This window comes from Lacticaseibacillus porcinae (assembly GCF_003946305.1).
Lineage (GTDB): Bacteria > Bacillota > Bacilli > Lactobacillales > Lactobacillaceae > Lacticaseibacillus > Lacticaseibacillus porcinae.
In genome coordinates, this window is the sequence record NZ_RHNS01000003.1 from 62,905 (window position 1) to 76,122 (window position 13,218).

The 13,218-nt window shown below is 47.2% G+C and carries 11 protein-coding genes; 2 read left to right on the forward strand and 9 right to left on the reverse strand.

Annotated features, from left to right (window positions below):
• Nucleotides 1-268: 268 nt before the first annotated feature.
• On the reverse strand, nucleotides 269-1,162 hold the full coding sequence (murB, locus tag EKM92_RS04025; protein ID WP_338035096.1) for a UDP-N-acetylmuramate dehydrogenase: 894 nt from the start codon (nucleotides 1,160-1,162) through the stop codon (nucleotides 269-271).
• Nucleotides 1,163-1,260: 98 nt separating this feature from the next.
• Here murB and EKM92_RS04030 point away from each other — a divergent pair, with 98 nt between their 5' ends.
• Both EKM92_RS04030 and EKM92_RS04035 read left to right on the forward strand, forming a co-directional pair.
• A complete protein-coding gene (locus tag EKM92_RS04030; protein WP_125708130.1) occupies nucleotides 1,261-2,022 on the forward strand; it encodes an exodeoxyribonuclease III in 762 nt (253 codons plus the stop codon).
• A gap of 8 nt (nucleotides 2,023-2,030) precedes the next feature.
• Nucleotides 2,031-2,564 carry a 3'-5' exonuclease gene (locus EKM92_RS04035; protein ID WP_125708132.1) on the forward strand — a complete coding sequence of 178 codons (534 nt, stop codon included), beginning with the start codon at nucleotides 2,031-2,033 and terminating at the stop codon, nucleotides 2,562-2,564.
• Between the two features lie 26 nt (nucleotides 2,565-2,590).
• Here EKM92_RS04035 and EKM92_RS04040 read toward each other — a convergent pair whose 3' ends face one another.
• The 8 genes from EKM92_RS04040 to EKM92_RS04075 form a co-directional block, all read right to left on the reverse strand.
• The gene (locus tag EKM92_RS04040) at nucleotides 2,591-3,235 is read right to left on the reverse strand and encodes a matrixin family metalloprotease (RefSeq protein ID WP_125708134.1); all 645 of its coding nucleotides are present in this window, start codon (nucleotides 3,233-3,235) and stop codon (nucleotides 2,591-2,593) included.
• Between the two features lie 211 nt (nucleotides 3,236-3,446).
• The gene (locus EKM92_RS04045) at nucleotides 3,447-4,610 is read right to left on the reverse strand and encodes an MFS transporter (RefSeq protein ID WP_125708136.1); all 1,164 of its coding nucleotides are present in this window, start codon (nucleotides 4,608-4,610) and stop codon (nucleotides 3,447-3,449) included.
• A 73-nt stretch (nucleotides 4,611-4,683) separates the two neighbouring features.
• Nucleotides 4,684-5,835 (reverse strand): glycerate kinase family protein, encoded by a 1,152-nt coding sequence (locus EKM92_RS04050; RefSeq protein WP_125708138.1) that lies wholly within the window; start codon nucleotides 5,833-5,835, stop codon nucleotides 4,684-4,686.
• Nucleotides 5,836-5,931: 96 nt separating this feature from the next.
• The gene (locus tag EKM92_RS04055; protein ID WP_125708140.1) at nucleotides 5,932-7,374 is read right to left on the reverse strand and encodes a 6-phospho-beta-glucosidase; all 1,443 of its coding nucleotides are present in this window, start codon (nucleotides 7,372-7,374) and stop codon (nucleotides 5,932-5,934) included.
• Between the two features lie 90 nt (nucleotides 7,375-7,464).
• Nucleotides 7,465-8,229 (reverse strand): Cof-type HAD-IIB family hydrolase, encoded by a 765-nt coding sequence (locus EKM92_RS04060; protein ID WP_125708142.1) that lies wholly within the window; start codon nucleotides 8,227-8,229, stop codon nucleotides 7,465-7,467.
• A complete protein-coding gene (gene pgmB / locus EKM92_RS04065) occupies nucleotides 8,222-8,908 on the reverse strand; it encodes a beta-phosphoglucomutase (protein WP_125708144.1) in 687 nt (228 codons plus the stop codon). The genes EKM92_RS04060 and pgmB overlap by 8 nt, the downstream gene beginning before the upstream one ends.
• A complete protein-coding gene (locus tag EKM92_RS04070) occupies nucleotides 8,895-11,576 on the reverse strand; it encodes a glycoside hydrolase family 65 protein (protein ID WP_125708146.1) in 2,682 nt (893 codons plus the stop codon). Before EKM92_RS04070 ends, pgmB begins: the two co-directional genes overlap by 14 nt.
• 279 nt (nucleotides 11,577-11,855) lie before the next feature.
• On the reverse strand, nucleotides 11,856-13,214 hold the full coding sequence (locus EKM92_RS04075) for an amino acid permease (protein WP_125708147.1): 1,359 nt from the start codon (nucleotides 13,212-13,214) through the stop codon (nucleotides 11,856-11,858).
• Nucleotides 13,215-13,218: the final 4 nt, after the last annotated feature.

The following is a 13,218-nucleotide window of genomic DNA, read 5'->3' on the forward strand; positions in this document are numbered from 1 at the left end:
ATGCTGGTATTTGTGGATCTGTCTCACTCGGAAGACAAGCACTGCCGCTCGTCAAAAGGTCAACCGAAGCGCTTGGCCTAAGCGCTTCACCTCCCTGCCTAAAAAGATAGCATGTCCGTTGTTAAAATGCAAGCGTTTTTTGAAATTGTTTCGTGTCCTGTCAATTTGCCTAAGACCTTTATATAGGAATTCTATTCGTTAATATAAATATTGGTATTTAATCCATTTGTCGATAAAAATAACCAGTCAGAAACGACTGGTCAATGGTTTACTTCACGTCTTCGCCGATGATCCGGACTTCAGGTTCAAGTTGGACATCGAATTTCTCAGCGACAGTTTTTTGCACCAAGTGAATCATGTCTAAATAATCAGTTGCTGTTGCGCCGCCTAAATTCACGATGAAGCCAGCGTGTTTGGTTGAAATCTGTGCGCCGCCAATGATGTGGCCTTGCAACCCAGCTTTTTGAATCATTGGTCCGACGAAATGGCCCACTGGACGTTTAAACACCGATCCACAAGAAGGGTATTCCAACGGTTGCTTGGCAGCACGTTGGGCGTTTAAATTGTCCATTTGTTCACGGATCGCGATGGGATCCCCTGGTTTGAGGCCAAAAGTGGCACTCACGACGATATCACCAGTTGTTTGGACCAATGAATGGCGATAGGAAAAGCCCATGTCAGCATTGGAATAAGTTTTCAATTCACCAGCTTGGGTCAGCACTGTCGTCGATTGCAAACAGTCTTTGACTTCGCCACCATAAGCCCCAGCATTCATGAATACCGCACCGCCAACAGAACCTGGGATCCCAGCTGCAAACTCCATGCCAGTCAAACCAGCTTGATAAGCGGCTTCTGTAGTGTCGATCAACCGCGCACCAGCGTCTGCTGTCACTGTGTTGCCGTGAGCTTCAATGTTTTTCATCGTAGTGAGGATGATCACTAAACCACGGATGCCACCATCTTTAACGATTAAGTTCGAGGCATTCCCGATAAAAGTCAGCGGTAAATTGTTGTCATTGGCATATGCCAGTAATTGTTGAATTTCAGCGATTGATTTTGGAAACGCTAATAAATCAGCGGGACCGCCAGTTTTCGTAAACGTATAGTGGCTCAAAGGTTCATCATGTAACAACTCGATTTGATCTAATGTGGATGCCGCCACAGCATAACAGTCCTTTCGTTTTGGAAATCTCATTAAGTTTAACACATTTGTCGCCAGCCGGAATCTTTAGTAGAATGATAGCGACAGGAGTGACGATTATGAAAATGATTTCTTGGAATGTCAACGGCTTGCGAGCCGTGTTGAAACATGATTTTGAAACCAGCTTCAAAGCCTTGGATGCCGACTGGTTCTGCTTGCAAGAAACGAAAATGCAAGCAGGCCAAGCCACACTCGACTTGCCAGGGTATCATCAATACTTCAACTATGCCGAGCGCAAAGGCTATTCTGGCACGGCGATTTTGACCAAACATGAACCACTGAATGTGACTTACGGTATCGGTGTGCCTGAATATGATACTGAAGGCCGCGTCATCACTTTAGAATATCCTAAGTTTTATTTAATTACCGTGTACACGCCAAATTCTGGTAGTGAACTCAAGCGTCTCGAATTTCGTCAAGGCTGGGATGCGGCATTCTTAACTTACACCAAAGCCCTCGCTGCGAAGAAGCCTTTGGTTTACTGCGGTGACTTGAACGTCGCCCACAAACCGATCGATTTGAAAAATCCGACTTCAAACCATCATAACGCAGGCTTCACTGATGAAGAACGCAACGACTTTACCACGCAACTGGATAACGGCTTTGTGGACTCCTTCCGACATTTTTATCCCGACCAAGCAGATATTTATTCTTGGTGGAGCTATCGCTTCGGCGCGCGGTCGCGCAATGCTGGGTGGCGGATCGATTATTTTGTCGGGAGCGACAACTTCGTGCCATTTATGGAAGATGCCAAGATCCACAACGAAATTCTAGGCTCGGACCATTGTCCCGTTGAGCTTGTCGTGGACGGATTATTATAGGAGTCAACATGGATTTTATCGCAATGGATTATGAAACCGCCAATGCCCAACGTGCTTCTGCTTGTTCAGTCGCATTAGTGGTGGTCAAAAACACGAAGATCGTCGACGCCTTTTACTCGCTGATCAACCCGGAAGTCCCTTTTGCGCGTCGCAACATTGACGTCCACGGCATCACACCAGATCAAGTCGCTGATGCCCCAACGTTTCCAGAGTTGTGGCCACATATTCAAAACTTCTTCACCCCGACCTCCATTGTCACTGCACACAATTCGCCGTTTGATGTGTCGGTGTTGAAGCGCAGTTTAGAGCGCTACGGCATGCCGATCCCGCATTATCAAGTGATCGACACGGTGAAAACTTCCCGCGCGTTATTGCCAGGGTTGACGAACTACAAACTCAACACTGTCAGTGCCGCGATGCAGATCCCATTGGAGCACCACCACAACGCCTTAGAAGATAGTTACGCCTGTGCACGGATCTTGCTTGGACAATATTTGCAATTTGGTGCCGCAAAGCTCGATCCTTGGTTGAAAACTGCATAAAACAAAAATAACAGTCAGTGCGACTGTTATTTTTTTGTCTCATAAATTTGTTTTAACCCGGCTAAGTCACCAGCAGACAACTGGCTGACCCCTTGATCAACAGGATACATGACCGATGTGGTACTGGTGGCATGATCTAAACCTAATGCATGCCCCAGTTCATGCATCGCCACTGCTTCGGTCAATTGTGATTGATAAGCCACATTGAACTGGGCGCTGGCATGATTGACGACGCTGGTTCCAAGCGCCGACCAAGTTTCAGTGATCTGCGGGCCACCATGACCTAATTCAAACGTTGACGCAGCGCTAGGCATGGCCTTGGTGTAACTGCCAAAGGTCAAGGTATTACCAGTGCGACTGCTGCCTGCGATCAATTTAACGATACCGGTATGATTGTACGCCGCAACAGCTTGTTTGAATAATGCAATATTTTGATTTGATAAATTTTTTTGAAACTGATAGTGATACGTTGAAGATAACGCTTTACCTGACACGATGGACTCCACTGGGGTTGCTTGAACGTCTCGTGATGCCGAAGCAGTTTGGCTGACGCGACGAGAGGAAACTGTTCGATCAGATGGTTGCGGTAACTGCGGCAATAAACCATATCGCCATGCAAACACCCCAGCAATCAACAACAAGATCAATAAGAAGCGCGTTTTAAATTTCAAAATTTAGCCTCCTTTTAACATGAGCGTAGTGTACCACATTCACTCACAAGGGCAAATTTGAGTCAAAAAAACAGGCACCGCAGCAATTGCGCATGCCTGTCTCCTTCCGCTTCTCGCGCAAAATCGGACGCATTCACGGAATTTGTGTGTCTCGGCCAGACCGGTTGATGTCTGAGCCTCCCTCGAGACGATTCTATCTTAACACAAATTTTTATTGTTGTGCTAGTTGTTGGTGGAAAAGCAGATAAACCACGCCGACTAACGGCAATGTCAACAGCAACAGCGGGTAAAACCACACATGCGAGACGCCACCAAACAGCAAGCCACCGATGATCGGCCCTAACACCATCCCAGCATCCATGCCGATGTAAAAAGTCGAATTCGCTAAGCCTTGTTCATTCAGCGGTGCGATCAACAAACTCGTCGCCTGACAAACCGAATACATGACCCCATAGCCGCCAGCTAAACCAAAAGCCGCAATGATCATCATCCAGTTATTCACCAAATAAGTCATCCCCAGCATTCCGATCAAGTTCGCTAACACCCCTGCCGCTAAGAAATATTTAAACGGCAAGCGATCGAAATAATCTTTAAGTCCGAGTCGCAATGCCAGCAAAATCGCGGCATAAATCAAAAAGAAGCTCCCGACCATCACATGTAAATGGCGACTGGCCACATATTCCACTAAATATGCCTGGGTCGCAAAATATGGGATCGACAATAACATAATGATCAAGGCCACTGGCACTACTTTTGGTTGAACAATACGCATTTTAGCCGGGTGTGGTGTGCCGACGACTTTTCGCGGTTGACCGTGATCGGCGATGAATTGGATCATGATGATCATTGCCAAAGATAATACCGCTGCCCCAATGAAGGCTAAGCGATAATTAAAATGTTGATAGATAAAGATGCCGAATGCTGGCGCAATCGCCATCCCCAAAGCATTCATCATGCCATAATAGCCCATCCCAGCGCCGATGCGGTCACGTGGTAGCAAGCCCGACAACCATGTCGCCATGCACACCGAACACAAGGCAAAGCCAAGCCCGTTAACCACACGGACAATGGCGATCATCCAACCTGCTGTCGCGATCGCATAACCGATCCCTGCGATCAACAATAAAATCCCACCAGTCAACGCCAAGGTGAATTTTGACAGTCGATCAGTCAATTGTCCAGCAAACGGTCGAAACAATAAACTGGTGATATTCATCACTGCGGCGATCACCCCAGCGACGGCAGCAGATTCACCGAGACTGGTGGTAAAGCCGACGATCAAGGGATTGACTAACATCGAGTTGGACATATAACAAAAGCTTCCCAGCAGGATCAAAATGGTATCGCGGGTAAATAATTTCTTTTGGGTCGACATGGTGACGGCTTCTTTCTGAAAAGTGATAAATATAATTGTACCACTTGCTGAAAGTCGTCAAAGGCTTTTTTTCTCAGCGCAACGATCGTCCAAGCAACAGCATCCGCATCACCGTCGCACCGGTCGCCATTAAATTTGACTTCACGTTGGCGACGGCTTCGACTAACGATTGCGGACCATGACCGATTGCCAGTACCGCATCGATACCTTGTTGATAAACTGCCTCAAGGTCATCACTGTGAGCCCCAACGATGGCAATCACTGGTAGTCCATATTTTTTGGCGGCATGAGCGATCCCGATCGGCGCCTTACCATTCAGAGATTGCGCATCTAAATGCCCTTCACCAGTGATCACCAAATCAGCATTGGCTAAAGTCTCATTTAATCTCGCCAATTGTAAAATCGTGTCGATCCCGCTGCGGTTTTGCGCGTGAGTGAACGCCAGTAACCCAGCCCCTAAACCACCAGCAGCACCGGCTCCAGGGAAATGTTGAATCATTTGACCAGCATATTTGTCGACTATCTTCCCAAAATGTTGCAAACCAAGATCAACTGCTTGACGTTGCGCGACAGTTAAGCCTTTTTGTCCGCCATAGATCATCGCTGCACCATTGTCGCCAGCTAAGGGATTTAAAACATCAGATAACATGATCACTGACACCTGATCTAACGCTTCCAAGTGCTGAGTGTCATCGATGCGGGTCAATGTCGCTAAACCCGCAGCACCACTGGCAATTGGCTGGTCATCTTGATCATAAAACTCATAGCCCAAGGCGCGCGCCATGCCAATGCCGCCATCGGTGGTCGCAGAGCCGCCGAGCCCGACATAAATAGTCGTCGCACCTTGTTCGATCGCCATGCGGATCAATTCTCCAACCCCATAAGTTGAAGCTTGCATTGCGGCACTTGGTGTTTGGGGACTGAGATGCAAGCCACTTGCTTGTGCCATTTCGATCACTGCGGCATTGTGCGGCAATGAGCCCCATTGTGCCGTCACTGATTTTCCTAATGGACCGGTGACATGGGCTGTCAGCACTTTGCCGTGCAGTGCCTCAGTTAAAGCGGCAACCGTCCCTTCGCCACCATCAGCGATCGGGAGGTTGGTGATTTTGACATTTGGTTCGACGCACTTGATGCCGGCGCTGACCCAAGTTTCTGCTTGTAAACTGGTGGCACTGCCTTTAAATGAATCAATGGCTAAAACTACGTGTAATGGATTTTGCATCTGTGCACCCCTTAACAAATTGCTTCACTTTATTTTAAACCGCATTGATGATAACAACAAAAAAACTGCGCCAGCCAATCGACGCAGTTTTGGAAATTACCCGAGGTCTTCGCCGTTAGAAGCGATGACTTGTTGATACCATTTGAAAGAATCTTTGCGGGAACGCTTCAACGTCCCAACACCTTCATCATTTTTATCAACGTAAATGAAGCCGTAGCGTTTATCCATTTGCCCAGTGCCTGCAGACACTAAATCGATGCATCCCCAAGGCATGTAGCCCAATAACTCAACGCCATCTTCATCGACAGCTTTGATCATTTGTTCAATGTGGGCTTTGAGATAGGCGACACGGTAAGGATCATGAATACTCCCGTCTGGTTCGACATGGTCAAAGGCCCCTAAGCCATTTTCGACGATCATCAATGGCAAGTCGTAACGTTCGCTCATCCAATTCATGCTGTAGCGCAAGCCGATCGGATCAATGGTCCAACCCCAATCATTGGTTTGTAAATGCGGATTTTTAACTTCGGCTTTGACCCCGTCAAAATCATACCAAGGATTATCAGCGCTGGCTGCGACAGTGTTTGAGCTGTAATAAGAAAAACCGATGTAATCGACTTTGCCAGCTGCTAAATCCTGACGATCTTGTTCGGTAATGTCAGGTCGCAAGCCGGTGCGGTTGAAGAATGCCTCCATAAACCGCGGATACTTCCCGAAGGTTTGGACATCTTCCCACCAAAAACGCTTTTGCATCGCCTTTTGTGCCATTAACACATCTTCTGGTTGACTGGAAGCTGGATATTGCGGTGTGAAGTTGATCATGGACCCGATTTTGAAATCTGGGTTGATCTTGTGTCCTGCTGCTACCGCTAAGGCTGAAGCAACTAATTCATAGTGACTCGCTTGATACATGGTCGCTTCATGTTCAGCAGGCGTGGCGTCAGGTGAGAAAATCAACCCAGAATTTGTCGCCATGGAGAAATCACGCATATAGTTGCATTGATTGTTGATTTCGTTGAACGTCATCCAGTATTTGACGGAATCTTTGAAATGCGTGAAACAAGTTTTTGCAAAACGCAGGAAAAAGTCGATCAACCGGCGATCACGCCACCCGCCATAAGTGGTCACCAAATGATAAGGCATTTCAAAATGCGCTAATGTCACCACAGGCTCAATGCCATATTTGTGACATTCTGCAAAAAGATCATCATAAAATTTCAACCCTTCAGCATTGGGTTCGAGTTCATCGCCATTCGGATAGATCCTAGTCCAAGCAATCGAAGTGCGAAACGCCTTAAACCCCATTTCCGCAAAAAGCGCGATGTCTTCTTTGTAGTGATGATAAAAATCGATCGCATCGTGATTGGGATAATTTTTGCCTGGGAGGACGCCATTGGTGATCTCGCGTGCTTTGGTGTTGGAACCTGCCGTCATCACATCAGCGATCGACATCCCTTTGCCGCCTGCTTGCCAAGCCCCTTCCAGTTGATGGGCAGCCACTGCGCCGCCCCATAAGAAATCTTTTGGTAATTTTGCCATCATTTGCCTCCTGTTGTATGCGGATACATGATCAGTATACCACCGTCAGGCAAGCAAAAAGCACCTCGCGATGAAACGAGGCGCTTGCGTTTAGAGCAAGTTAAAATGTTTTAACCCATTGACAATGCCATGATCATCGTTGGCAGTCGTCACAAATTCTGCTTGTTTTTTGGTGGCTGCTTGCCCGTTACCCATGGCGATGGGATGATCGACCCCAGCAAACATTGGCAAATCGTTTTGCGCATCACCGAAGGCATAAGTGGGAATATCAACAAAATCACGGTGACTCAGCAATTGCCGAATGCCAGACATTTTAGTGACGCCAGCTTGCATCACGTCTAACCCACGGGGATTGTTGCGCACCATGCTTAACGCCGGAAACATCTGCGGCAGCGTGTGATCTTGATTGCGTTCAAACACGAACATGAAATTCACCGGATGGGTCATATACCAATCGGCATCAACATGCGCATCTAAGTGAAGCAATTGATAATTGGCTTTGGTATCCGCATTTTCAGCACTCAGCGCAAAGCCTGACTGATTGTACCACCCAACCGGATCATTGTGTTCAGCGGCGTAAGCATTGAACTTCAACACCACTTGAGGATCCAGCAAAGTTTGATGGACCACCCGCCCATGCGCTTGGACATAACTGCCGTTAGCGGAGACAATGGTATCAATGCCTGTTGCGTCTAACACATACTGCACTTCAAAAACATTGCGACCAGTTGCGATCGCTGGCTCCACGCCGTTAGCTCGCAACTTTTGAATGGCGTCGCTGACTTCTGGAAGCACTGATTTATCAGCTTGCAGTAAGGTCCCATCTAAATCAAAAAAGACAATCGCTTTAGCCACGCAGGTCACCTGCCATTCCAGCTTGAATAGTTGCTAACGTCAATTCTGCAGTACTAGGCAACACCACATTTGCTTGCGAAAGGAGTTGATCATCGCCAATACCGATCGACACAGCCCCAGCATCATTGATCGCAGCGACTCCGGCAGCTGCGTCTTCGATCCCCATACATTGGGCAGGATCTAAATTCAACAAAGCCGCGGCTTTGGCATATATTTCACCGTTTGGTTTCCCATGGGTCAACGTTGACGGGTCAACCACTTCAGTGAAAAAGTCGGCTAAACCTAAGTGTTTCAGCACTAACGGCGCATTTTTGGAAGAAGAAGCTAACGCGATTTGGTAATTGTGATGTTTCAATTCATCTAAAAACACCCGAATCCCTGGTAAAATATCTGTCGGCTTCAAATCGGCGACTAAGGCTAAGTATTGGGTATTTTTTTCAGTGGCTAACGCTTGTTTTTCCGCTTCAGAATATTGACGTGGTCCGTCGCCTGCTTGAATGATTTTTTCAAGGGAATGCATGCGGTCGATGCCAGCAAGACTCGCTTGCAGTTGCGGCGTCCAGGTGGTGCCCACTTTTTTGGCGATGGCCGACCACGCTTGGGCATGCAAACGTGCGGTATCGCAAATTACCCCATCTAAATCAAATAGTACCCCTTTGAGTTCACTAAATTTGGTCATGTGCGTCATCCTTTCTCAACATGAAACGATGCATGTTACCGGCTTGGATCCGTTGTTGTTGACCTTGAATATCAACTGTAATGTCGTGATCGGCAATGATCGCTACCGCTTGGGCAGTGACTGTGAGGACCACGCGGGTGCCGTGAAAGTCTTGCGTCACTTGCATCGACGTCCAAGCTTTCGGGAGCTTGGGATCGATGGTCAACTCCTCACCTAGCGGATCAACCCCAGCGTAGACGCGAGTCGCCACATCGATGGTGGCCCCCATCACCCCGAGATGTAAGCCTTCTGCGGTGGTGCCGCCTTGGATATCGTAATAATCTGACAGCAATGCTTGATGATACAGCGACCATGATTGATCGACGCGGCCTGCGCGCGCATCTAACAATGCATATACGATCCGCGAAAGCGTCGAGCCATGAGTCGTCCGATCCAAATAATATTGTAAATTCTGTTGGGCATAATCTTTTGGTAAGTGGTAACCCATTTCCGTAATTAATTGATGAACGACTGGTTCGTCCAATAAGTAAAAAGCCATTAAGCTATCGGCTTGCTTGGCTACTTGATAAGCGTCAGGCGTTTTGCCTTCTGCTTTCAAGATGCGATCCAACCGCGAAATGTCACCATATTGCTTGTGATAATCATCAAAATTCAACTCGGCCAGTTTGAAATACCCAGCAAATTGCCCGATGATGCCGTCATCATTAATATCTAAGGTTAAATGCCGCCGCACGTGATCCATTTGTTTGAGTTGTGCTTTGGTTAACGCTGCCGGTTGCAATTGTTGTAACCACTTGAATAACCACGCCACCATCACATTGGTATAGGCATTATCGGTTAAACCTTTGTCTTTAGCATGAGGATAATTTTCGTGAAATTCATCAGGTCCCATGACGCCTTTAATGTGATAACGTTTGGTGGTTGGGTCAAAGGCTGCTTTGCTCAACCAAAATTTCCCAATTTCAGCGACCATTTCCTCACCTTGCGCATGCATGAAGTCAGCATCTTGATTGAGATGATCATACAACCACACGTCATAGGCGATCGCTAAACTGACATGCCGTTGGCGATTGGATTCATCAGGATCAAATTGATTGGTCAACGGATTTAAATGCAAGTGTTGCGATTGTTCGCTGCCATCTGTACCAGATTGCCAAGGATACATGGCGCCTTGATACCCTGCCTCTTGAGCGGCTTTTTTTGCTTGAGGCAAGCGGTTGGCGCGATAGGTCAACATCGCTCGAGCAATTGCCGGAGCATGGGCGGCAAGATACGGCATCATGTAAAGCTCATCCCAAAAGATATGGCCGCGATAGGCTTCGCCGTGCAAGCCACGCGCGCCGATGGAAGCATCTAAGTCCCCTGTCGCTAGCGCCGCACCTGAAACGTAAAGTTGAAAAATATTGACCCGCAACAATTTTTGACTGGTGACATCTGGCGTGACTTGCACATCGCCTTTGGCCCAGACGTTTTGTAAAAACTGTTGCGTATGCGCGGCTGCTTCGTTAAAGCCACCATCGCGACCATGTTGCCAAGCGGTGGCATTGACGTCTTCAGGAGTTTCGCGACTGGTATAAATGCCGACAGTTTTTTCGACGATCACACTAACCCCGGGTGCGACGTTGAGGTCGACTTGTTGCAACAGCTTTTGGCCTTGCGCTTTGGTGGTGACATCACCGTGAACATCAAAGCGACTGGTAATGGCAAAATCTAGGTGACTATGTTTGGTGGTGCCGGTCAACATACCGAGGTTGGCATCGCTTTGTAAACCGGTGATATTGAGATGTTGCTGATCAAAAGGCGCATATCTGGCGACATTTTGATTGGTGACGGTGCCGTCGATCCCGGCAAATACACTTAATTTTCCGGCAAAATTCAACGGCGTTAGGCGATAACGGATGGTAAACTGATGGTAATGCTGCATGTCCGCAATTTTAGTCGTTTCGATCATCATTTGATGGCCAGTCGCTAAGGCCACCAACATCGTCGTCCGCAATTGTCCGGTTTTCAAATTGAGGCTGCGATAAATATCAGTGATATCAGATTTTTTGATGGTGAAGCGTTGGCCGTGGTCGATGGCAAAACTCAAATATTGCGCATTCGGCAAGTTCACCAAATCTTCGTTAACAATGTCTTGGTCATTGATTTTGGTGGTGGCTTGATCATACATCCCAGCGACATAAAAGCCGGGATAATTATCGCTGTCAGCATTGGCTTCAACATACGCGCCGCGCAAGCCTAAATAGCCGTTGCCAATGGTCAACATCGCTTCTTGACCAAAGTTACGCGCGCCAGTGTATTCTCCGTAATAATCCAAATGCCAACTCGCATGTTCGCGCTTCTCCTCCAAAGCCTGCTTCAACCCTAAGGCACGCACAGTTGGCGCGGCAACAACTGGTTTGTTAAACATATTCATCAACGCCAAGCCGATATCGATGCGTTGATGGTTCAAGCCGACAACAGTATCAGAAAAGGTATAGCTTAAGGGATTTTCAATGATGATCGCATCAAAATCGATGCCCACTAACGCAACGCGAATGTTTTCCAAGTTCTTGCCAATTGAAAGTTTGGGATCATAGGCAATGCGCATTTGACTTGGCGCACTGGCATCAGCTAAATTGCTGATGGCGATGGCTTGATCTGAAACTTTTAAGGTGACAGTGTTCATAAACAGACTCCTTTCAGAAAATCATTGGTAACTTTATGTTAACTCCGATTTTTGAAACAAGCAAATTAAGCCTGTTTTATCAATGATTAAATATTGTCATTGTCATGTACAAAAATATTATTATGACAACCTGAATATTCTCAGTTATATTTGCAGTGCCGCCGTTCAACAGATTTTTCAAACTGAAAAAAGTTTTTCCCGGTGACGCGACGAAAAAAACGATTGTCATGATTCGCGCTAACGACAAAAAACACGCCAACAACTGGCGTGTCTCATGATTTATTGCAATGCTTTTTGTTTCTGATGGCGACGACCGAAGTACAACCCAGCGATCCAAATCACGGCAAGGCCTTCAGCGATCGCAGTTTCGCGACTAAACAACATCACGACCACGACCATCGCTAAGAATGCTAAGACATAATAGTCACCAAAAGGATGCCAAGGGGCTTTGAAGTCCCCGCCTTTGGGATTGGCTTTGCGGAATTTCAAATGAGTCAACACGATCATCACCCACACAAACAAGAAGCTGATCGTGGCAACACTGGTGACTAACGTAAAGACTGATGCCGGCAAGAAAATGTTCAAGATCACCGCAATCCCGATCACGGCAGCACTGGCAGTCAATGCGCGAGAAGGCACTTGGCGACGCGACAGTTTCGACATTTTGTGCAACCGTGGGGATTTACTTTCCAGTGACAACGAGAACAACATCCGCCCAGTGGAATATAACCCTGAGTTGCAGGCAGAGGCTGCAGCAGTCAATACGACGAAGTTGACGATATCTGCAGCGGCGTTGATCCCAATATTGGAAAACACAGTGACAAACGGACTGTTATTTGCAGATACCGTATTCCATGGATAAATAGCCATGATCACCAGCAAAGCGCCGATATAAAACAAAATTACGCGAATCGGTAATTTGTTGATCGCATCAGGGATCGTTTTTTTCGGATCGGCGGTTTCACTGGCAGTCAACCCTACTAGTTCAATACCAGTAAAAGAAAACACCACCATTTGAAACGCCATGAAAAACCCGCTGGCACCTTTAGGGAAAAAGCCGCCGTAGTTCACGAGGTTCGCCAAGCTTGCATGACCACTTGGGGTTTTGTAGCTGGTGCCGATCAAGACGATACCAATGGCAATCAACGCAATGATGGCGACGACTTTGATCAACGCGAACCAAAACTCTGCTTCTCCAAACAACCCAACAGAAATTAAGTTGACTAACAACAAAATCACCAAGGTCAACAATCCTGGGATCCATTGCGCAACATGAGGCAACCAAAAGCGAATGTAGGTCCCGACTGCCGTGACTTCAGCCATTGCTAAGGCTGCCCAGCAGATCCAATAGGTCCAGCCAGTGACAAAACCCCAGGAGTCGCCGAGATATTTTTTAATGAAGTCGATAAACGAATGCTGAGAAAGGTCAGACATCAACAATTCGCCAAGCGCGCGCATCAACATAAAACACATGCCGCCAGCTAATAAATAAGCTAATAAAATCGACGGCCCAGCCAAATGAATCGATTGGCCAGCACCGAGAAATAATCCGGTGCCGATGGTCCCGCCGATCGCCATTAGTTGGATATGGCGACTTTTCAAATTGCGTGCTAACTCTTGGTTTTCAGACTCTTGCATGCTT

Excerpts from the sequence above, each read along its gene's own strand:
- EKM92_RS04030 (WP_125708130.1), top strand. The coding sequence starts at position 1,261 with ATGAAAATGATTTCTTGGAATGTCAACGGCTTGCGAGCCGTGTTGAAA.
- EKM92_RS04035 (WP_125708132.1), top strand. The coding sequence starts at position 2,031 with ATGGATTTTATCGCAATGGATTATGAAACCGCCAATGCCCAACGTGCT.
- EKM92_RS04045 (WP_125708136.1), bottom strand. The coding sequence starts at position 4,610 with ATGTCGACCCAAAAGAAATTATTTACCCGCGATACCATTTTGATCCTG.
- EKM92_RS04050 (WP_125708138.1), bottom strand. The coding sequence starts at position 5,835 with ATGCAAAATCCATTACACGTAGTTTTAGCCATTGATTCATTTAAAGGC.
- EKM92_RS04055 (WP_125708140.1), bottom strand. The coding sequence starts at position 7,374 with ATGGCAAAATTACCAAAAGATTTCTTATGGGGCGGCGCAGTGGCTGCC.
- pgmB (WP_125708144.1), bottom strand. The coding sequence starts at position 8,908 with ATGACCAAATTTAGTGAACTCAAAGGGGTACTATTTGATTTAGATGGG.
- EKM92_RS04070 (WP_125708146.1), bottom strand. The coding sequence starts at position 11,576 with ATGAACACTGTCACCTTAAAAGTTTCAGATCAAGCCATCGCCATCAGC.
- EKM92_RS04075 (WP_125708147.1), bottom strand. The coding sequence starts at position 13,214 with ATGCAAGAGTCTGAAAACCAAGAGTTAGCACGCAATTTGAAAAGTCGC.